Here is a 17,750-nt window from a genome sequence, read left to right on the forward strand (position 1 = left end):
CGGGACCGAATTCGGCTAGCCTGTGGGGTGCTCTTGCCATGACCAGTTTCTCCTCTCGCGTCGCTGCCGCCGCTGCCGCGATCCGCGAGATCTTTCCGGAAACGCCGCTGCAGGAAAACGACTATCTGTCGAAGAAGAGCGGCGCGCGGGTGCTGCTGAAGCGCGAGGACCTGACGCCGGTGCGCTCCTACAAGATCCGCGGCGCCTTCAACTTCTTCCGCAAGACGCTTGCCGCCGGCAACGCTGCCGAGCTGTTCGTCTGCGCCTCGGCCGGCAATCATGCGCAAGGCTTTGCCTTCGTCTGCCGCCATTTCGGCAAGAAGGGCGTCGTCTTCATGCCGGTGACCACGCCGCAGCAGAAGATCGACAAGACGCGGCTGTTCGGCGGCGAATTCGTCGAGATCAGGCTGGTCGGCGATTTTTTCGACGACTGCTACCGCGCGGCACTCGAATTCACCGAAACTGCCGGCGCGCATATGGTGCCGCCTTTCGACCACAAGGACATTATCGAGGGGCAGGCGACCGTCGCCTACGAGATATCAGGCCAGATGCCCGGCGCGCGCATGGCTGATATCGTCATGCTGCCGGTCGGCGGCGGCGGACTGGCCGCCGGCGTCACCCATTATTTCGCCGACCAGCTGCGTGAAACACGTTTCGTCTTTTGCGAGCCGGCCGGCGCCCCGAGCCTGAGCGAGAGCCTTGCCGCCGGAAAGCGGGTCAAGCTCGCCAAGGTCGACAATTTCGTCGACGGAGCGGCGGTAGCCGAGATCGGCCGCGAGCCGTTGCGCCACCTCAAGGAGTTTGCTGCCGATGCAGTGCGGCTGATCCCGGAAAACCGGCTCTGCGCGACCATGATCGAGATGCTCAATGTCGAAGGCGTCGTGCTCGAGCCGGCCGGTGCGCTGGCGATCGATGCGCTCAAGGACTTTTCCAAAAAGGAAATCAGGGGCAAGACCATCGTCGCCGTGGTGTCCGGCGGCAATTTCGATTTCGAGCGGCTGCCGGATGTGAAGGAACGGGCCCTGCGCTTCGAGGGCTTGAAGAAATACTTCATCATCCGCTTTCCGCAGCGGCCCGGCGCGTTGCGCGATTTCCTCGAATTGCTTGGTCCTGACGACGACATCGCCCGCTTCGAATATCTGAAGAAATCGGCGCGCAATTTCGGCTCGGTGCTGATCGGCATCGAAACCAAGGACCGCCGCAATTTCGACCTGCTTAAGGCGAATTTCGACGCCGAAAGCGTCCACTACCAGGACATTACCGACAACGAGACGCTCGCCGGGTTCATCATATGAGCAGCAACGATCTTCCGAACGCTCCGGCGAACGTTTTTATCGCGCTGTTTTCCGGCATCAATGTCGGCGGCAACCGCATCGTCAAGATGGCGGAGCTCAGGTCATTCTTGGAGCAGCTCGGCTTCTCCGATATCGCCACCTATGTGCAGAGCGGCAACGCCGTATTCCGGTCGCCAGACGGCGATGCGGCGATGCTGATCAGGCGGCTGGAAGCGGAATTCGAGAAGAAATGGGGCTTCCATTCGCGCATCATGGTGCGCGATCTCGGCTGGCTCGAGCGGCTGGCGGCGGACAATCCCTATCCGGAAGTGGCCGGCGAGCCGACCAAGCTGCATGCCTATGCGCTGGAGCGCCGGCCGACCGCCGAGGAGGTGGCCCGTCTGGCGGAAAAATGCACCGGGCCCGAACGCTTCGAGATCAAGGGCGACGTGCTCTACCTGCATGCGCCCGACGGCCTCGGCAAATCGGTCTTTGCCAATCTCATCCCGCGCGTTCTGAAGGTGCACTGCACGGCGCGCAACTGGCGCACCGTGCTGATGCTGCTCGAGATGGCCAAGGCCCGCGCTTGACAGGTCTTCTACGCGGCCGGAGCGCGTTTCCAGTCGAATGCCAGCTCTTCACGGAAGGCGAAGCGCTTGATGTGCTCGGCGACGACCGTTTCCAGGCGCTCGAGCGAGCCAGCTTCATCGGTCATCACCGCAATGTGCAGCGCAGCCGGGTCCGCATCGAGAACCGTGCGGCCGAGTGTCAGATCGATCGTGCCGTGGTTCGGGTCGAATTCGAAACTTGTGCGCCCAATGTTTGCACAGCTGCTGCAGATAGCGGCTGGCATGTTCGGTGGCGACGTCGACATGGCTGGCCGGCATGAATGAATTCTCCTTGGGAATGCGAACGGGAAAACCGAACCAGGGCCCGCCGACGTCCGCTCAAGATGGCGTGATGGCTACCAGCTGCCGGTGTTCGGCATCGACGCCCACGGCTCGGCCTTCGGCTTGGCCGGGCCTTTCTGCAACAGCTCGATCGAGATGCCGTCCGGCGATTTGACGAACGCCATGTTGCCGTCGCGCGGCGGCCGGTTGATGGTAACGCCATTGTCCATCAGCCGCTGGCAGGTGGCGTAGATGTCGTCGACCTCATAGGCAAGATGGCCGAAATTGCGGCCGCCTTTGTAGTCTTCCGGGTCCCAATTGTAGGTCAGCTCGATCAGCGGCGCCTTTTCGGAGATGCCGCTCTGCTCGTCTTCGGTCGCGGCGAGGAAGATCAGCGTGTAGCGGCCCTGCTCGTTTTCATGGCGACGCACTTCCTTGAGACCAAGCTTGTTGCAGTAGAAATCGAGCGAAGCATCGATGTCGGCGATGCGGACCATGGTGTGCAGATAGCGCATGATTTCCTCCTTATGTTGCGTTGCGGCGCACCATAGGGGCGGCCCGGCCAAAGGGCAATCGGCCACGCTTGCCAGCGCCGGCAAACGGCAAATCCGCTATTCCTGTACGGAACCGTGAAAAAAGGCACGTCAGGTCTTGCACACACCGGAAGCCGCGGTGTTAATCTGATACCAAGAATCAGTTGCAGTGTTTCTTGAAAAAAGGGGGCGTTCTTATGGGGGAAAAGGCCTCTTTCATGGGGCGGGACGGGGCCGGTAGCGATGCGTTGAAGCGGGATGAGAGCGCCGATACGGCCGATCTCGTCGAAATCGCCGGCGCCATCAAATGGTTCGACGTGGCCAAGGGCTACGGTTTCATCCTTCCCGATGATGGTACTTCGGGCGACATCCTCCTCCATGTGACATGCCTTCGAAAGGACGGTTTTCAGACCGCGCTTGAAGGCGCCCGTGTCGTCTGCCTGGTCAAGCAGGGCGAGCGCGGGCTGCAGGCCTTCCGCGTGCTCTCGATGGATGTCACCACGGCGATCCATCCGGCGGAGATGCAGGAGCAGCGCACCCATGTCGCGGTGACGCCGGAAAGCGGCCTCGAACGGGCGCTGGTGAAATGGTTCAACCGCACCAAAGGGTTCGGCTTTCTGACCAGGGGCGAGGGCACCGAGGACATTTTCGTCCACATGGAGACGCTGCGCCGCTACGGCATCACCGAACTCCGCCCGGGCCAGGTGGTGCTGGTCCGCTTCGGGCGCGGCGACAAAGGCCTTATGGCTGCCGAAATTCACCCCGATATGGGTACCTTGCCGGTCTCGCATTAGTTCCGGTCGAGGATTTCATATGGCTCACAGGAACCGGCTGACGGCGGGCGCGCTCTGCGCCGGGATTTTCCTCATCGTCGCCGCAAGTGCGTTCTTCTATTTTCAGCAACCGAGTTCGGCCGACGGCAAGGCGATGATCCTTCCCGTCGACCCGGCGCCGCTGGTCGCGGTGACGAAGGCCGGCGAGCGTTCTTTCTCCGTCGAAATTGCCGACACGCCCGCCGAGCGCGAGGCCGGCCTGATGTTCCGCCGGCACATGGCCGACAATCACGGCATGCTGTTCGTGTTCGGTGCGCCGCAGGATGTGAGCTTCTGGATGAAGAACACGCCGATGCCGCTCGACCTGATCTTCGTCGGCCAGGACGGCCGGATCCGGGCGATCGAGCAGGGCGAGCCGCAGTCGGAGGCGATCATCTCGCCGGACGAACCGGTGCGCTTCGTGCTCGAGCTCAAGGCAGGCACCGCCGCCAAAAAGGGCATTAAGGACGGCGACCTGCTGCGCCATCCGGCCATCGGCACGGCGCCGGGGCCGGCCATGCCGCCGCCCGACAAGGGCGACGCGCCGAGTGTCGATTCCGACTGAACGAACGTGCAGGATCTTCGGCCGATGCAGTTCTTCTCCCATGATGGTTTCGACCTTGCTTTCCTTGATCGCCAACCGGCGTCAGGGCAGGGCGATCCGGTGCTGATGATCCACGGCTTTGCCTCGAGCCATTACGTCAACTGGGTGTCGCCCGGCTGGTTCAAGACGCTGAACGATGCCGGCTACCGTGCGATCGCCTTCGACAATCGCGGCCATGGCTCGTCGTCGAAGAGCTATGACGAAGCCGACTACACGCCGGCAAAAATGGCGTCCGACGCGGCAGCGCTTTTGAACCATCTCGGCATCGAACGCGCCCATGTCATGGGTTATTCGATGGGCGCGCGCATATCGGCGTTCCTGGCGCTCTCCGACCCGGACAAGGTGGCGACGCTGGTCTTCGGCGGTCTCGGCATCGGCATGGTCGACGGCGTCGGCGACTGGGATCCGATAGCCGACGCCCTTCTGGCCGACGATCCGGCAGGCACCAGCGATCCGCGCGGCCGCTCGTTCCGCGCCTTCGCCGATCAGACCCGCAGTGATCGCCGGGCGCTCGCCGCCTGCATCGCCACCTCGCGCGAATTGCTGAGCGAGGCCGACATTGCCCGCATTGCCCAGCCGACGCTGATCGCCGTCGGCACCAAGGACGACATCGGCGGCTCGCCGGATAAGCTCGCCGCCTTGATGCCCAACGCCAGGGCCTTTCACATCGAAGGCCGCGACCATATGCTGGCGGTCGGCGACAAGACCTTCAAGCAGCGCGTGCTGGAGTTTTATGCCGAGCATCCGCTTTGATGGACGGCTCCCAAAGCGACCATTGCGCCTGAAGCTGGGGTCCTTAGCGGTTTTGCAACGATACAGGAGTAAATAAGCGCGACGTATGGATCGGTTCAAACCCGCCATGCGCTGAACGGAGGGCAGGGGGTATCATGGCACAATGGGGAAGGACCGACGCCGCTTTACCGGGCGTCATTGCAAAAAGCACGTTCGGCGAATGGTCCGTTGTTCTAGCGCTGGCTGCCTTAGCGGCAGGGGCGATGGCGATCACCGCGTTGATAGCAATGCCGAGCGACGCGTCTCCACTGCTCCAGAACAGTGCGACGGGCTTCTTCGCTGCGGTATTTTTTCTGGCCGGGCCTTTGGCACATCTTACGGGAGTGGTCTTCGGGTTGATAGCCGTTGGTCGCCCAAACGACAATCGTGTGCTCGGCCTGGCTGGCATCGTGGTCAATGGTGCGTCGCTGGCGGCTGGGGTGTTCATGTTGTGGGGAATGGCATCGACTTTTGGCGCATTCACCTGATTTCGGGCAAATATCGCGGACGCACGCGAGCGACGCAAACTACTATCCGCCCGGGCCGTGCCCAAGCGCCTGGAGCGAGCGCGCCATGTTTTGCCGGGCTTGGGTTTCGAAGTGCCGGCGGAATTCCTCGCTGTGAAAGATATGCGGGCGCGCGAGGAAGCCCTTTAGGACAGCGGCACGGCCGGCCCGCCACATAGGCTCGTCGACCCACTGGTATTCGAGGCGAACCGCCTGTTCGTAGGCGTCAAACACGTCAGGCGCAGCACCCAGGATCGCCAGGTCCATGTCGAGGAAGAGCGCCGCGTCACGAACCGAATGTTGATCGCCAAGGGGCGGCAATTCGTGGCTGGCAGTGGCAGTGATCATCGCCGCGATGTGGCCGAGGCGTCGTGCGTCGGCGCGGCCGGCGAGCTTCTCCTCGGCAAGTGCGGCACTCCTCGCCTCATTGTCCTTGGCGCGGCTGTCGTAGATCGCGTCGTGGAACCAGATCGCCGCTTCAACTGCTTCAGGATCATGCAGCAATGCCTTGTAATCGTTGGCTAGCGCCAGCATCGCCTCGATATGGTCAAGGTCGTGGTAGTGGCGATCTTCGGCCGCATAGAGCGCGGAAAGCTCGCGCTTCAGGGTCTCGTCGATCAAGGTTGCGTTTTCCATGGCTGCTTGAAATTCCGCCAACCAAATCCATTTGACGAAGCACTAAGGAAAATTGAGTTCACCCGTGCTATGATCTGGCTTATAGGTGCGGCCGGAGAATAGGCAAGCCGCCAACCGAGACAGTGGATGGCCGAGACATTGGATGGCCGGAGACATCAGATGAACAGCGTTACGATTTCTCGTCCCACCATGGTGCAGCCGGTAGATCCGATCTGGCGTTCGATCCGCGACGAAGCGATGGAAGCGGTCAACCGCGATCCGCTGCTGGCGGCGTTCCTCTATTCGACCATCCTCAACCAGGAAAACCTGGAAGAAGCGGTCATTCACCGGCTGGCCGAGCGCCTCGCCCACCAGGACATCGGCTCCGACCTCATCCGCCAGACGTTCAAGGCGATGGCGGCCGACGACAATGATTGGTCGACGACGGTGCGCGTCGACATCCAGGCCTATTACGACCGCGATCCGGCCTGCGACCGCTTCATCATGCCGGTGCTCTACTTCAAGGGTTTTCATGCCATCCAGACGCACCGGCTGGCGCATTGGCTGTGGAACCAGGGCCGCCAGGATTTTGCACTGTATTTGCAGAGCCGGTCGTCCTCGGTGTTCCAGACCGACATCAATCCGGCCGCCCGCATCGGCAAGGGCATCTTCCTCGACCACGCCACCGGCCTCGTCGTCGGCCAGACGGCGGTGATCGAGGACGACGTGTCGATCCTGCACGGCGTGACGCTGGGCGGCACCGGCAAGGCCGGCGGCGACCGCCATCCCAAGATCCGCTACGGCGTGCTGATCGGCGCCGGCGCCAAGATCCTCGGTAACATCGAGATCGGCCATTGTTCGAAGATCGCGGCCGGCTCGGTGGTGCTGTCACCGGTGCCGCACAACAAGACGGTTGCCGGCGTGCCGGCCCGCGTCGTCGGCGAGACCGGCTGCGATCAGCCTTCGCGGCAGATGGACCAGCTGTTGCCATCACAGACGATGGACCACGTCGTCAGCTTCGACATCTGAGTGCTCGGGCAGGGGCTGAATTCCTGCCCCCTATGCCGGCTTGCCTTTACATGGCCATTGTCGACGTGCCAGAAGCGCGCTCACCAATGCATGTCGCCCAAAAGTGCCCAGCGGTTTTGGGATAGCGACATGGATGAAGCAAGATTCAAAGCGCGTCGCATCGATCTCTTCAGACGCGACGCACTTTTAGCAAGCGACGATCGGAGAAGACTGTTGAAGCCGGACGAAATCAGAAAGCTGGACGCCTATTTCAAGCGCACCTTCCAGAACCCAAAACTCGAAGTGAAGGCGCGGCCGCGCAAGGAAGATTCGGCCGAGGTCTATGTCGGCGACGAGTTCCTCGGCATCGTCTTCAAGGACGAGGACGACGGGGACTATAATTTCTCGATGGCGATCCTCGACATCGATCTGGCCTGAGCCGGAGATTTAGCTGGCCGCTACGCCTCAAGCGCAGCGGCGGTACGGAACCTTGCAAGACGCCGGCGGGACAGCGCCTCCCTCTGGCCTGCCGGCCATCTCCCCCACTTGGGCCCACTTGGGGGGAGATTGGCAGCCTCGGCGCTGCGCTCTTCCTGCAACATTGGCGAAAGCCAAGATGACGGCCGATCTCCCCGCTCGTGGGGGAGATGTCCGGCAGGACAGAGAGGGGCGCGAAGGATCGCTACGGAACGGCTCGTTTCGTTGCTTACCGCCCGGTCTTCAGCACACGCGCTGCCTCGCCCAAAATCGCTGCATCGAGCGTCTGCCAGTCGCCCAGGAATTCCCGGGGGAAGCGGTAGGTGAGGCTGAGATTGTCGCCGACCAGGATGTCGCGCTCGCAGGGCGCCAGCGATTCGTCCGCGCTCGGGCCGCTCAGGCAGCGTGCGACGAACGGATCCTTGCCGGGGCGGTCGGCCACCGCCAGCACTTCGTTGAGATAGCCCGATTTTTCGCTGAAGGCGTAAAGCGTCGCGCCGCCAGGCCCGGGCGTACCCGGCTTGGCAATCAGCGCGCTGTAGATCGGCGCAAAGCGGCCGCTCATGTCGCGCGACATCATCTGCGGCTCGAACGACAGGAAGACGATGTCCTTGCTGGGTCCGGTGTGGTTGAAGTCGTTGCGGGCAGCCTCGCTGTAGCCGTCCATCTCGGGATAGCGCAGATAGAGGTCGAGCCGCGAGGCGATGCCGTCGCGCCGGGCCTGGGCAAAGCGGATGACATTGGCCGGCACGGCGATGACGTTGTTGCCGATGACGACCTTGTGGACCGTGGTGTCGTCGGTGTACCCGGCCATGGCGATCGAGCGGCCGAACCATTTGCCGCCGAGGCTGATCGCCACGGAAAGCAGCGCCAGCGTCGCGAACGCATGAAACACCCGCTTCATCAGCGTCGAATCGACGACGCTGAGTTGCGGGCCCTCTGTGGCGGCTGCCTGCTTCATCGCGACCCTCGTTTGCCGTCTCATCGGGGTGTACCTGAGCGGCACATCTCGGCGCGGCACGGCTCTTGCTTCGCAGCTTTTGCGGACGACTGTGCGATTTCATGGTAAACAGAGAGTAAAGATGGGGCCGGTCGAACAAATCATATTCAGTTTTATGGCTGGGCTGACGGCTTGCGGCCTGGCCGGATCGGCGATGGAGCTGATCGCCGGCCGTAGGCTGGCCTTCGTCCAGCCCTATGTATCGTCGAAGCACATGCTGCGCTCGCTCGCCGCGACGGCTTGCGCCGGGCCGCTGATGTTCGCCAACGAGGCGCTGGACGCCTGGCGCGAGCGTCGCATCTCGGTGCTGGGGCTGATCTCCTGCGGCTGTACGGCGACCATCTGGGCGCTGGCGCTGGGCATGGTGGTGATCGCCATTGCGTCCTGGGCGGCTTCGCTTCTAGGGTCTGGCAGCTTGTCGGTGTGAGACGATCTGGAGACAGCAATGCCGATCTACGCGATTGACGGAAAAGCGCCCGCCTTCGAGGACGCCGACAGCAACTGGATCGCGCCCGACGCCACGCTGATCGGCAATATCAGGATCGGCCGCAATGCCGGCTTCTGGTTCGGCGTCGTCGTCCGCGGCGACGACGAGCCGATCGTCGTCGGCGCCGACACCAACGTGCAGGAGCATACAATCATGCACACCGACGCCGGCTTTCCGCTGACCGTCGGCCAAGGCTGCACGATCGGCCACCGTGCCTTGCTGCATGGCTGCACGATCGGCGACAACAGCCTGATCGGCATGGGCGCCATCGTGCTGAACGGCGCGAAGATCGGTAACAACTCGCTGGTCGGGGCCGGCGCGCTGGTCACCGAAGGTAAGCAATTCCCCGACAATTCGCTGATCGTCGGCTCGCCCGCGCGCGTCGTCAGGACGCTCGACGAAGCCGCAATCGCCAGGCTGCGCGCCTCGGCCGCGCATTATGTGGCCAACGGCAGGCGATTCAGGGCTGGGCTGAAGAAGGTCTAGCCGATCCAGAAATGGTGGAGCCGGCCTTGGGATACCGAAAGCATAGCCCCTTCCAAGTCAAACCGGCTGGGCGGTCGGCCGGAACAAGATCTCGCTGATATCGACGTCGTCGGGCTCGTTGATCGCGAAGGCGACCGTGCGGGCAAACGTATCCGGCCCCACGGCGATCTTGCTCACGAAGTCCCTAGTGTCCTGCTGGATATCCTTCTCGCTGATGTGCTCGAGCAACTCTGTGCTGACAGCGCCCGGCGAGATCACCGTGGTGCGGATGTTGTAGGGTTTCACCTCTTTCCGCAGACCCTCGGACAGCGCACGCACGGCGAACTTGGTGGCGCAATAGACCGCCGCACCCGGGTCGACCACATGGCCGTATACGGACGAGACATTGATAATGTGCCCCGATCGCTGTTCCTTCATGTACGGAAGTGCGGCCGCGATGCCGTAAAGGACGCCCTTGATGTTGACGTCGATCATCCGGTCCCATTCGTCAATCTTGAGCCGTTCGAGCGGGGCCAACGGCATGAGGCCCGCATTGTTCAGCATCACGTCGATGCGGCCGAATTCCCGGACCGCCGTGTTCACCAGGTTCTGGACCTGGCCGGCGTCGGTGACGTCCGTAGTGACGGCCTTGGCTTCGAGCCCAGCGGCGGTCAGTTCCTGGACAAGGGCGTCGATGCGGTGTGACCGGCGTGCACCTAGGACCACGGAAGCGCCTCGCGCGGCAAGATGGCGTGCCGTCGCTTCACCGAGGCCGCTGCTGGCACCGGTGATGACGACGACCTTGTTCTCGATTCCTTCGGACATGAGATTCTCCTAGACAAGAATTGAAAGAGTTCGGGTGCGGGGGCCGGCCGAGGCGGCGAGCAAGGCCGAACCCGTGAGCAGGACGGCGGCGAGAAGGAAGGCGCTCCACCAGCCGGCCGCGTCGAACAGCAGGCCTCCCGCGATAGCGCCGCCCGCGATCGCGAACTGGATCAGGGCGACCTGGAGTCCGCCCCCGGCCTCCAGGTCTTCAGGGATGAGCGTGGTCATCCAGGTGTTCCACGCCACCGGGATCGGGGTCGCGAACAGTCCCCAAAGAACCAGCAGGCCGGCCGTGGCGCGTGCAAACGGTCCAAAGGCAATCAGCAGTAGAGCGAAGACCGCGAGTGCACTCGGCAGCCCGATCAGCACGGCTGTGAGGTGCCGCCGGAGTATGAGGCCGATGATCGACAGTCCCGCCAGGCCGCCGAGGCCGACGCCCAATAGAGCCATTGAGAGGGTGTTGACCTCGAGGCCCGTCACGTTTTCCAGAAACGGCCGCAGGTAGATCGAGAGCGCGTTCTGCCCGATGAACGCGAGCCCGGTTGCGCCCATGCCGATGGCGAATCTGCGATTCCGCAGCAGGCCGAACATGCTCGACACCGAGGCGGCCTCCATCGGTGGCATCTTCGGGAGAACGGCCAACTGCCACACGAGCGCCCCAAGGCCGATGGGGACAGTGACGAAAAAGGTTCCCCGCCATCCGATCAGCGATCCGAGGAAGCTGCCGACGGGCGCGGCGATCACCAATGCGAACGCAGTGCCACCCTGGAGCAAGGCAATGGCCTTGGGCAGGTCGGGTCCCGGGGCCAAGCGGGCCAGAATGGCCGTCGACAGTGACCAGAAACCGCCGATCGCGATGCCGACCAGCGCCCGCCCGGCCAGGAAGACCAGGAAGTTGGGAGCAACCGCCACCGCCAGGCTCGATGCGGCCAGCACTGCCGTATGGAGCAGAACCACCGTCCGTCGATCGACGTTTCGCAACAGCGAGTTGCCGAAGAGGCTGGTAACCACGGCGAAGAATCCGGATACCGCGATTGCCTGGCCGGCCTGACCCTCGGAGACGGCCAGATCCTGAGCGATCGGGGTGAGCAGGCTCACCGGCAGGAACTCCAGTCCGACTAGAAGGAAGGTCAGCAGCGACAGGCAGACCACCGCAGACCATGGGGTCGTCGTGCTGTCAGCAGCGGCGGCCTCGCCCAGCGCGAGTTCAATGGTCATAAGGCAGTCTCCTGTCCGTTCCCGAATTAAGTAGTCGGGCTGGCCAAATGCGACTAGCGGGTATAATTTTGATGTGGTTGTGAATGAGGCTCATCAATGCCACGCGACGAGTTCGCCGAAATGCGCGCGTTTCTGGAGATCACCCGGACGCGGAGCTTCACCCGAGCAGCCGCCAAGCTCGGCGTCACTCCTTCGGCTCTTAGCCACACCATCAAGTCGCTGGAGTCGCGGCTTGGCGTCCGTCTTCTGTCTCGCACCACGCGCGACGTGGCCCCGACGGCGGCCGGTCAACGCCTCAAGGAAGGCATCGAACCGCATTTCGAAGGCATCGCGGCTGAGGTCAGCGCTCTCGGCGTCCTGCGCGACAGGCCGTCCGGCAACATTCGCCTGGTGTGCACCGACGATTCGGTCGACATTGTCTTCCGCGCCCGGCTGCCAAAGTTCCTGAGCGACTTCCCCGATATCAATGTCGAGCTGGTGGTCGATAACGCCTTCACCAACATCGTCGAGCGCCAGTTCGACGCCGGTGTTCGGCTGGGCGAGTCCATTGCCCGGGACATGGTAGCCGTGCGCATCGGAGCCGACGTGACCTACACTGTCGTCGGCTCACGCCGTTACTTCGCCCACCGGACACCGCCGCAGACGCCGCAGGAGCTGACCGACCATAACTGCATCAACTACCGGCTGCCGACGTCAGGATCGGTCTATGCATGGGAATTGCGGGAAGGAGCGCGCGAGTTCAGTGCTCGGGTCGAGGGGCAACTGACGCTTAACAACATGGGGCCGGCGATCCAGGCCGCGCTTGACGGAGTGGGCTTGGCCTATCTACCGCGCGAACTCGTCCTGCCACATATTGAGAGTGGCCTTCTTCAGGAAGTCCTGACCAAATGGTGCCCGACGTTCCAGGGTTACCACCTGTACTATCCAAGCCGACGCCATCCCTCTCCGGCGTTTTCCGCCTTTGTCGACGCGTTCCGTATCAGGGGCAAGTAACAGCGTTTCGACGGCAAACGGCAGCTCGTATCCCACAAACGATCGTGAGACAGCGCGCCTAATGATCGAGCCCGTCAGTATGATGCTCATTAGCCGAGGTATCGGCTCTCATTGTGCCAGCGCAGCGCCGCCGCATCCGGTTGCTGGCTCTTGTTGGCCGGGAGTGAGATCTCTGATCCGTGCAGTTCGTAATAGTGCCGACCGTTCTCAAATTCCTCTCGGATCCGACCGCTAACCTCAAATCGGTGGTCTTGCGACACCGTGACATAACCCTGATCAAAGAGGCTGTGGATGTCCCTTCGCATGAGGATTCCATTGCTTGCAGAGTGTTCGCCGCCATCCGCGTAAGGGCGAATATGTGCTGCTTCCAGAGCTGGTAACGTGCGCTCCTTGGTTATGGCGCAACGTCTTCCGTACAAGTCTGTCACAACGAGGCGAAATGCTCCCTGACCAAGCCGTGGTCGGATCAACGTCGGCTCCCCGTAGCGTACGGGTTCAGAGAAGCCCGTGGATTCAATAGCTGGTGCCATCGCATCTTGAACGCTTTCCCAAAGGGCCCTGCCTTCTGCTTCGTCCGTACCGTATCCTCGAAATGACACAAGGTTTCTTGCCCAAGACAAAGGGGGAGGAAACCACCGGCTCTCGGGCAGAAAAAAGGGCTGTGTCAGTATTCGGCAACCGATCTCCACCGGCCCTGCTGTAGCCGGGTCCATTTTTCGGTAGCGAAGAATGCGAGTTCGCATTTCGGCAAGGCCGGTCGCGCCATTCGCTACCCCGAAGGCGTCCCAGGCGAGTGATAGCGGCATGATCGTCGATGAAGCGAAGATGCCACCACCAACGATCATGTTGATAGGATAATGCAGTTTGAACAGGAACAACTCGCCCGGTTCCAAAGCTCGGAATGATTTTGGCGAAGGCGACCAGAAATTGACTTCAGTAAGCTCCGGTTGACGGCGCAGCTGATTGAACCAGTCGCCATCCGTTACAGCTACCGCGATCGTGACCGCCATTGAGACCCCCATCACTATCATGCAGCGTTGCACATGGTGATCTCAACACCATACACGTTTCAGAGGCCTCACGGCGATGTTGCGCCGTTTTGCAATTAGCGCCAACCGCTTGCTTGGGAATGGTGGAGCCGGCCCGGGGACGGGGCCGGCTCCTTAAAACCCGTCGTTGGGGACGGGGAGGGTGGGGACTCGACCGGGTTTTGCGTCGCGTCCTCAGCGGACGCTGGCGACCGCGTCGGAGCGGCCGTCGTTGATCGTCACCCAGGCGCCGGAATTCCGCTCGGACTGGCGCTTCAGGTAGGTGTAGCCGGTATTGGTCCAGGACAGCACCTTGGGCTGGAGATTGTCGAGGATGAACTCGCCAAGACTGGTGCGCACGGTCAGCACAGCATGGCCGTCGCCGTTGCGCTGGCGCACGACCGTCATCAGCAGATCGCCGGCCGGCACGCCGATGCTCATCAGCTCGCGGCGCTTTTCCAGCGCATAGTCCTCGCAGTCGCCGAAGCCGTTATTGGGAAAGGACCAGACTTCCTCCTTGCCCCACATTTCCATGTCGGTGCGCGGCGTGACCTTGCTGTTGACCGAATTGTTGACCTTGACGATTGTCGCCCACAGCTTGCGGGTGAGCTCGACCGGTGCCCCGCCAGGCGTCCTCTGATTGCATTCCCGCGGAAACTGCTGGCACAATTCGTAGTGACCGACCGGCTGTGTGGTGCGGCCGCCGGTGTGCATGAAGGCCGGCTCCGCCGCGTTTGCAGTCCCCCAGCCGAAAAGCTGCATCGCTATTGCCGCCAGCAACAGCTTGCCCCTCATCCTGTTCATTATTCCGTCTCCCCGTTTGAGGAGACAATGACACGGCTGGATTTATTTGACGCAAAAGCGCGAAGTAGACATTAAGTAAAACAGCAATAGAATAAACATAAAATTTGATGCAATTGAGTATAGAATTGTTTATGGATTCTAGCCGGGTGCGTTCCCATGCTTCGTCGCCCCGTTCGAACAGCTAAGATGGCGGGACGAGGGGGCGCGAAGGTCGCCAGCCTCGCTTCCCGATGGCGCTAACGCTTCCGCGTCAGCCGCGCGGTGAGCTGAATTCGGTATCAAGCGTTTCGGGGCGCTGGATGACGGCGAACTCGATGGCGATGCCATCTTCGAAATGGCGCACCACCTGGCCGCGCATGGTGCCCAGCGTCACCTGGACGCCGATGGCCGGCTTGACGTCGATCTCGATCGCCGCGCCCGACAGCGACAGGTCGATGATGCGGCACTGGTACTGGCGTCCGTCGGCAAGCTGCAGCACGCTCGTCGGGTTGCGCGGCGCGACGCGTTCATGGCGGCGGTCTTCCGGCAAGTCGAGCTCGTGCTTGTTGGCAAGCCAGGTCAGTTGCGCGGCGAGCTTGTCCCTCTTGCGCTCCGACGCGATGACGGTCATCGCAAAGCCATCCTGCAAAGTGCGGGTAATGACGCCCTCGATGCGTCCGATATGATCGATATAGGCAATGACCTTTTCGCCAGCCAGGCCGGCGCGCTCGGTGCGCAGCGAAACGTTGCCGGGCGACATGTCGACTACCTGGCAGGGATGTTCGGTGCGGTCTTCCAGCATGAAGCGTCCGTAAATCTTCACGCGGACGCGCTGAAAGTTACGCCTTTCAGCTTGGGACGGTGCATGGTCGACCGCCGCTGACCTCATCACTGCCATACCCCGTTCGGCATTCCGCGCATGGATGCGGGGAATTTCAGCGGAAAACTACAACAAAGCAGGTTAACAAAGGGGAAAATCCGGCGCTGTTGCTTTAAGCTTTGGGCATCATTCCTCGCGTCCGCCGTCGAAGACGACCAGGTGACGGATGCGGCGGGCCTGGCCGAGCGCCGAAATCGTCTCGGGCGGGTCGTATTCCGACGGGGCGAGCGAGGGAACCTCCATCGCCGGCCGGTTCTTCAGGAACATCGGCTCCTTGTCGGGATCGACGACACGGATCGAATCGATCAACGCGTCGAAAACCGGGTCCGCGCCCAGCCAGAAGGGCTTTTCGACGGCGCTTATCACGCCGAGGCAGCGCGGGCTCTCGACCCCGCCGTCGAGCGGCAGCGCGAGCAGCTCAAACCTGTTGGAGCGGCCATTGCGGCTGAAACCCTCATAGGTAATGAGGGCCGCCGATTTCAGGTCGAAGACGCCGTCGGTGAGCTTCGAGATCAGCCGCTGGTCCTTTTCGCGCCACAGCGAAGGGAATGAAAATCCCTTTAATTCGCGGCCATAGACTGCGCAAAGCCTGGTGCCGGCGAGCCGGAACACCGCTTCGCCGCGCGTGTCCTTTTCCAGGATGAACGTGTCGGCCAGCAGCGACTTGATGTCGGCCGGTTCGACTTCCGAGCGCTTCGGGGCAGGGCGTCCGTCACGCAACCGGTTCCAATAATGGAACAGCGTGATCGATCCGGTCTGGTTCATGCTAATGCTGCTCCGCGCATTCTGTCTTCAGATGTCCCATCGGTGAACAGAAGGGCGCCCTCCGAAGACCTACATGCGTTGCGGAGCAGGATGCGTGCCAGCATCGTTAATACTTGTTCACGGGTCGGGGCGGTTAAGGTTAACAACTAGTTTACGTTGCGCGCCTGCCAGCCCTGTGGCACACAAAAACCACTCCAGAAGCGGTCGTTTTGCGACGATCGGCAGCACTTCAGTCAAGAGTTCAGGGGGAGCAAGGGGGCTCGACCAGCCGTTCAAGGGAAACCTTGGACGGCTTCTTTTTCGATTCGGGCCTGCTGATTCGCCGTTTGTGATTCGGTTGGCCGTGATCTACATGCTCGCGAAGTCCAATCCAGCGACTGAGTGCAAGCCATATGAGTGACCCAGAAAGCCCACCGGAGATCGAGCAGGGCCAGGGTGGGCCTGTCGCCCGCGAACCGGAGCAGCGCCGCGAGCCGGTGTTCAACCTGCCGCCCGTGGTGCTGGCGGTGATCGGCATCTGCGTCGCGGTCCATCTGATCCGGGTCTATTGGCTGACCGACGACCAGGACTTCGAACTGCTTGTCCGGGCTGCCTTCGTGCCGATTCGCTATTCCGGCCGCTTCGACCTGGATTTCTTCGCGTTTTCAAGCCCTTTTACCTATGCCTTCCTGCATGGCGGCTTTGCCCATCTTGCCATCAATATGGTGTGGCTTGCGGCCTTCGGCTCACCGTTGGCCAACCGCTTCGGCGCGCTGCGCTTCAGCCTGTTCTTCGCCGCCACCGGACTGGCGGCGGTGGCGCTGTTCTGGGCCATGCACCCGCTTGGCGACGCACCGCTGGTCGGCGCCTCCGGCGCGATTTCCGGCATGATGGGCGCGGCGGCGCGCTACGGCTTCCGCATCGACCGCTCGTCGGGCAGGGCCGCCTTCGCTGGCCGGCCCTTACCGATGGCGGCGGTCCTCCGCTCGCGCGGCGTCGTCACCTTTCTCGCCATGTGGATGGTGATCAACCTGGCGACCGGCCTCTTCGGCCTGGCGCCCGGCATTGACGGCCAGATCGCCTGGGAAGCCCATATTGGCGGCTTTGTTGCCGGCTTCTTCGGCCTGCGGTTTTTTGATCGGCGAGAGCAGGTGCCCCGGCAGACGGAGGAGCCGGAGAGCTGAGACCTCCGCACTTGAAAAGCAACCGATCGCGGCGCACCATGTTCATCCCAGGGAAAGCCGGCCAGGGCAGGAGCCGGCAGGAAATGCAGAGGAGGACGCCATGACTGTTAAGGCAATTCTCGAGGCGAAAGGCCACGACGTGGTGACGCTCGGGCCGAACGAAAAGCTCAGCGAAGCCATCCGCATGCTTTCCGAACACAGGATCGGCGCGCTGGTCATCACCAACGGCGATCACAAGATCGTCGGCATTCTTTCCGAGCGCGATGTGGTGCGGGTTCTCGCCAAGGAGGGAGCCGCGGCGCTCGACCTTGCCATCCGCTCGGCGATGACGCCCAAGGTGAAGATCTGCAATGAGAACCACACCGTCAACGAGGTGATGGAGATCATGACCAAGGGTCGCTTCCGCCATCTGCCGGTGGAAAAGAACGGGCTGCTCGACGGCATCGTGTCGATCGGCGATGTGGTCAAGCGGCGCATCGAGGATGTCGAGCGCGAGGCCGAGGAGATCAGGGCCTATATCGCCACGGCATGAGGCGGCGGCGGCCGGGTTGCCGGCCATTTGAATTTTTCAAGCTGCTATAGCAGTCCATCGCGGCAGCTGCGGGCCTGTGCCGCGTCGGCACCTGCGGCTTGGCGCTTGTCTCGCGAAGCGG

At 62.3% G+C, this 17,750-nt stretch carries 22 protein-coding genes and 1 pseudogene; 13 read left to right on the forward strand and 10 right to left on the reverse strand.

From position 1 onward, the window contains the following. The first annotated feature begins 38 nt into the window (after positions 1 to 38). Together ilvA and NKJ35_RS19380 are read left to right on the forward strand one after the other, a co-directional pair. Positions 39 to 1,295, forward strand: a complete 1,257-nt coding sequence (gene ilvA / locus NKJ35_RS19375) for a threonine ammonia-lyase IlvA (protein ID WP_352477415.1) — start codon at positions 39 to 41, stop codon at positions 1,293 to 1,295. Continuing rightward, the gene (locus tag NKJ35_RS19380) at positions 1,292 to 1,864 is read left to right on the forward strand and encodes a DUF1697 domain-containing protein (protein ID WP_352477417.1); all 573 of its coding nucleotides are present in this window, start codon (positions 1,292 to 1,294) and stop codon (positions 1,862 to 1,864) included. Before ilvA ends, NKJ35_RS19380 begins: the two co-directional genes overlap by 4 nt. An 86-nt stretch (positions 1,865 to 1,950) precedes the next feature. On the opposite strand, the pseudogene NKJ35_RS19385 reads toward NKJ35_RS19380, so the two are convergent. Beyond that, positions 1,951 to 2,161 (reverse strand): annotated as a pseudogene (locus NKJ35_RS19385) (DUF2218 domain-containing protein); the annotation flags it as partial. A 77-nt stretch (positions 2,162 to 2,238) separates the two neighbouring features. Further along, positions 2,239 to 2,679 (reverse strand): lactoylglutathione lyase, encoded by a 441-nt coding sequence (gene gloA, locus NKJ35_RS19390; protein WP_254817704.1) that lies wholly within the window; start codon positions 2,677 to 2,679, stop codon positions 2,239 to 2,241. A 215-nt stretch (positions 2,680 to 2,894) separates the two neighbouring features. Between gloA and NKJ35_RS19395 the strand changes: the two genes are divergently transcribed. From NKJ35_RS19395 to NKJ35_RS19410, 4 genes are all read left to right on the forward strand, one after another. After that, entirely contained in the window at positions 2,895 to 3,491 is a 597-nt protein-coding gene (locus NKJ35_RS19395) for a cold-shock protein (RefSeq protein WP_502901847.1), read from the forward strand. A 19-nt stretch (positions 3,492 to 3,510) separates the two neighbouring features. Continuing rightward, complete coding sequence (locus NKJ35_RS19400; RefSeq protein ID WP_352477423.1) at positions 3,511 to 4,074, forward strand: DUF192 domain-containing protein; 564 nt, start codon at positions 3,511 to 3,513, stop codon at positions 4,072 to 4,074. A 24-nt stretch (positions 4,075 to 4,098) separates the two neighbouring features. Further along, positions 4,099 to 4,866, forward strand: coding sequence for an alpha/beta fold hydrolase (locus tag NKJ35_RS19405; RefSeq protein ID WP_352649212.1), 768 nt, complete (start codon positions 4,099 to 4,101; stop codon positions 4,864 to 4,866). A 134-nt stretch (positions 4,867 to 5,000) separates the two neighbouring features. Further along, complete coding sequence (locus NKJ35_RS19410; protein ID WP_352649213.1) at positions 5,001 to 5,372, forward strand: hypothetical protein; 372 nt, start codon at positions 5,001 to 5,003, stop codon at positions 5,370 to 5,372. A gap of 42 nt (positions 5,373 to 5,414) precedes the next feature. Here NKJ35_RS19410 and NKJ35_RS19415 read toward each other — a convergent pair whose 3' ends face one another. Beyond that, positions 5,415 to 6,026, reverse strand: a complete 612-nt coding sequence (locus NKJ35_RS19415; RefSeq protein ID WP_352649214.1) for an HD domain-containing protein — start codon at positions 6,024 to 6,026, stop codon at positions 5,415 to 5,417. 159 nt (positions 6,027 to 6,185) lie between these two features. On the opposite strand from NKJ35_RS19415, the gene cysE reads away from it, so the two are divergent. Together cysE and NKJ35_RS19425 are read left to right on the forward strand one after the other, a co-directional pair. After that, on the forward strand, positions 6,186 to 7,034 hold the full coding sequence (gene cysE, locus NKJ35_RS19420) for a serine O-acetyltransferase (RefSeq protein WP_352649215.1): 849 nt from the start codon (positions 6,186 to 6,188) through the stop codon (positions 7,032 to 7,034). Positions 7,035 to 7,247: 213 nt separating this feature from the next. Further along, positions 7,248 to 7,451, forward strand: coding sequence for a DUF3126 family protein (locus NKJ35_RS19425; RefSeq protein ID WP_023674799.1), 204 nt, complete (start codon positions 7,248 to 7,250; stop codon positions 7,449 to 7,451). A gap of 268 nt (positions 7,452 to 7,719) precedes the next feature. Here the strand turns inward: NKJ35_RS19425 and NKJ35_RS19430 are convergent, their stop codons facing one another. Next, entirely contained in the window at positions 7,720 to 8,451 is a 732-nt protein-coding gene (locus NKJ35_RS19430) for a hypothetical protein (protein WP_352649216.1), read from the reverse strand. Positions 8,452 to 8,572: 121 nt separating this feature from the next. Here NKJ35_RS19430 and NKJ35_RS19435 point away from each other — a divergent pair, with 121 nt between their 5' ends. Then, positions 8,573 to 8,917: a DUF6949 family protein gene (locus NKJ35_RS19435; RefSeq protein WP_254817711.1), complete on the forward strand. Its 345-nt coding sequence runs from the start codon at positions 8,573 to 8,575 to the stop codon at positions 8,915 to 8,917. 18 nt (positions 8,918 to 8,935) lie between these two features. Further along, positions 8,936 to 9,463, forward strand: a complete 528-nt coding sequence (locus NKJ35_RS19440; protein ID WP_352649217.1) for a gamma carbonic anhydrase family protein — start codon at positions 8,936 to 8,938, stop codon at positions 9,461 to 9,463. Between the two features lie 57 nt (positions 9,464 to 9,520). Here the strand turns inward: NKJ35_RS19440 and NKJ35_RS19445 are convergent, their stop codons facing one another. Beyond that, the gene (locus NKJ35_RS19445) at positions 9,521 to 10,267 is read right to left on the reverse strand and encodes an SDR family oxidoreductase (protein WP_352649218.1); all 747 of its coding nucleotides are present in this window, start codon (positions 10,265 to 10,267) and stop codon (positions 9,521 to 9,523) included. A 9-nt stretch (positions 10,268 to 10,276) separates the two neighbouring features. Further along, positions 10,277 to 11,485 carry an MFS transporter gene (locus tag NKJ35_RS19450; protein ID WP_352649219.1) on the reverse strand — a complete coding sequence of 403 codons (1,209 nt, stop codon included), beginning with the start codon at positions 11,483 to 11,485 and terminating at the stop codon, positions 10,277 to 10,279. 96 nt (positions 11,486 to 11,581) lie between these two features. Between NKJ35_RS19450 and NKJ35_RS19455 the strand changes: the two genes are divergently transcribed. Beyond that, on the forward strand, positions 11,582 to 12,478 hold the full coding sequence (locus NKJ35_RS19455) for a LysR family transcriptional regulator (protein ID WP_254817715.1): 897 nt from the start codon (positions 11,582 to 11,584) through the stop codon (positions 12,476 to 12,478). A gap of 89 nt (positions 12,479 to 12,567) precedes the next feature. On the opposite strand, the gene NKJ35_RS19460 is transcribed toward NKJ35_RS19455, so the two are convergent. The 4 genes from NKJ35_RS19460 to NKJ35_RS19475 all read right to left on the reverse strand — a co-directional run bounded on the left by NKJ35_RS19460 (position 12,568) and on the right by NKJ35_RS19475 (position 15,934). Beyond that, the gene (locus NKJ35_RS19460; protein ID WP_352649220.1) at positions 12,568 to 13,488 is read right to left on the reverse strand and encodes an HNH endonuclease; all 921 of its coding nucleotides are present in this window, start codon (positions 13,486 to 13,488) and stop codon (positions 12,568 to 12,570) included. Between the two features lie 213 nt (positions 13,489 to 13,701). After that, on the reverse strand, positions 13,702 to 14,301 hold the full coding sequence (locus NKJ35_RS19465; RefSeq protein WP_352649241.1) for a transglutaminase-like cysteine peptidase: 600 nt from the start codon (positions 14,299 to 14,301) through the stop codon (positions 13,702 to 13,704). A gap of 259 nt (positions 14,302 to 14,560) precedes the next feature. Beyond that, on the reverse strand, positions 14,561 to 15,178 hold the full coding sequence (locus NKJ35_RS19470) for a PilZ domain-containing protein (protein WP_254817716.1): 618 nt from the start codon (positions 15,176 to 15,178) through the stop codon (positions 14,561 to 14,563). A gap of 117 nt (positions 15,179 to 15,295) precedes the next feature. Continuing rightward, positions 15,296 to 15,934, reverse strand: a complete 639-nt coding sequence (locus tag NKJ35_RS19475) for a PAS domain-containing protein (protein ID WP_352649221.1) — start codon at positions 15,932 to 15,934, stop codon at positions 15,296 to 15,298. A 392-nt stretch (positions 15,935 to 16,326) separates the two neighbouring features. Here NKJ35_RS19475 and NKJ35_RS19480 point away from each other — a divergent pair, with 392 nt between their 5' ends. Together NKJ35_RS19480 and NKJ35_RS19485 are read left to right on the forward strand one after the other, a co-directional pair. Next, on the forward strand, positions 16,327 to 17,097 hold the full coding sequence (locus tag NKJ35_RS19480) for a rhomboid family intramembrane serine protease (protein ID WP_352508576.1): 771 nt from the start codon (positions 16,327 to 16,329) through the stop codon (positions 17,095 to 17,097). Positions 17,098 to 17,197: 100 nt separating this feature from the next. Further along, positions 17,198 to 17,629: a CBS domain-containing protein gene (locus NKJ35_RS19485; protein WP_023717464.1), complete on the forward strand. Its 432-nt coding sequence runs from the start codon at positions 17,198 to 17,200 to the stop codon at positions 17,627 to 17,629. Positions 17,630 to 17,750: the final 121 nt, after the last annotated feature.

Source organism: Mesorhizobium sp. M0136 (assembly GCF_040322515.1).
In the GTDB taxonomy this organism is placed as follows: domain Bacteria; phylum Pseudomonadota; class Alphaproteobacteria; order Rhizobiales; family Rhizobiaceae; genus Mesorhizobium.

Coding starts and splice junctions, on each gene's coding strand:
- ilvA (WP_352477415.1), top strand. CDS start 39: ATGACCAGTTTCTCCTCTCGCGTCGCTGCCGCCGCTGCCGCGATCCGC.
- NKJ35_RS19380 (WP_352477417.1), top strand. CDS start 1,292: ATGAGCAGCAACGATCTTCCGAACGCTCCGGCGAACGTTTTTATCGCG.
- gloA (WP_254817704.1), bottom strand. CDS start 2,679: ATGCGCTATCTGCACACCATGGTCCGCATCGCCGACATCGATGCTTCG.
- NKJ35_RS19395 (WP_502901847.1), top strand. CDS start 2,895: ATGGGGGAAAAGGCCTCTTTCATGGGGCGGGACGGGGCCGGTAGCGAT.
- NKJ35_RS19400 (WP_352477423.1), top strand. CDS start 3,511: ATGGCTCACAGGAACCGGCTGACGGCGGGCGCGCTCTGCGCCGGGATT.
- NKJ35_RS19405 (WP_352649212.1), top strand. CDS start 4,099: ATGCAGTTCTTCTCCCATGATGGTTTCGACCTTGCTTTCCTTGATCGC.
- NKJ35_RS19410 (WP_352649213.1), top strand. CDS start 5,001: ATGGCACAATGGGGAAGGACCGACGCCGCTTTACCGGGCGTCATTGCA.
- NKJ35_RS19415 (WP_352649214.1), bottom strand. CDS start 6,026: ATGGAAAACGCAACCTTGATCGACGAGACCCTGAAGCGCGAGCTTTCC.
- cysE (WP_352649215.1), top strand. CDS start 6,186: ATGAACAGCGTTACGATTTCTCGTCCCACCATGGTGCAGCCGGTAGAT.
- NKJ35_RS19430 (WP_352649216.1), bottom strand. CDS start 8,451: ATGAAGCAGGCAGCCGCCACAGAGGGCCCGCAACTCAGCGTCGTCGAT.
- NKJ35_RS19435 (WP_254817711.1), top strand. CDS start 8,573: ATGGGGCCGGTCGAACAAATCATATTCAGTTTTATGGCTGGGCTGACG.
- NKJ35_RS19440 (WP_352649217.1), top strand. CDS start 8,936: ATGCCGATCTACGCGATTGACGGAAAAGCGCCCGCCTTCGAGGACGCC.
- NKJ35_RS19445 (WP_352649218.1), bottom strand. CDS start 10,267: ATGTCCGAAGGAATCGAGAACAAGGTCGTCGTCATCACCGGTGCCAGC.
- NKJ35_RS19450 (WP_352649219.1), bottom strand. CDS start 11,485: ATGACCATTGAACTCGCGCTGGGCGAGGCCGCCGCTGCTGACAGCACG.
- NKJ35_RS19455 (WP_254817715.1), top strand. CDS start 11,582: ATGCCACGCGACGAGTTCGCCGAAATGCGCGCGTTTCTGGAGATCACC.
- NKJ35_RS19460 (WP_352649220.1), bottom strand. CDS start 13,488: ATGGCGGTCACGATCGCGGTAGCTGTAACGGATGGCGACTGGTTCAAT.
- NKJ35_RS19465 (WP_352649241.1), bottom strand. CDS start 14,301: ATGAGGGGCAAGCTGTTGCTGGCGGCAATAGCGATGCAGCTTTTCGGC.
- NKJ35_RS19470 (WP_254817716.1), bottom strand. CDS start 15,178: ATGAGGTCAGCGGCGGTCGACCATGCACCGTCCCAAGCTGAAAGGCGT.
- NKJ35_RS19475 (WP_352649221.1), bottom strand. CDS start 15,934: ATGAACCAGACCGGATCGATCACGCTGTTCCATTATTGGAACCGGTTG.
- NKJ35_RS19480 (WP_352508576.1), top strand. CDS start 16,327: ATGAGTGACCCAGAAAGCCCACCGGAGATCGAGCAGGGCCAGGGTGGG.
- NKJ35_RS19485 (WP_023717464.1), top strand. CDS start 17,198: ATGACTGTTAAGGCAATTCTCGAGGCGAAAGGCCACGACGTGGTGACG.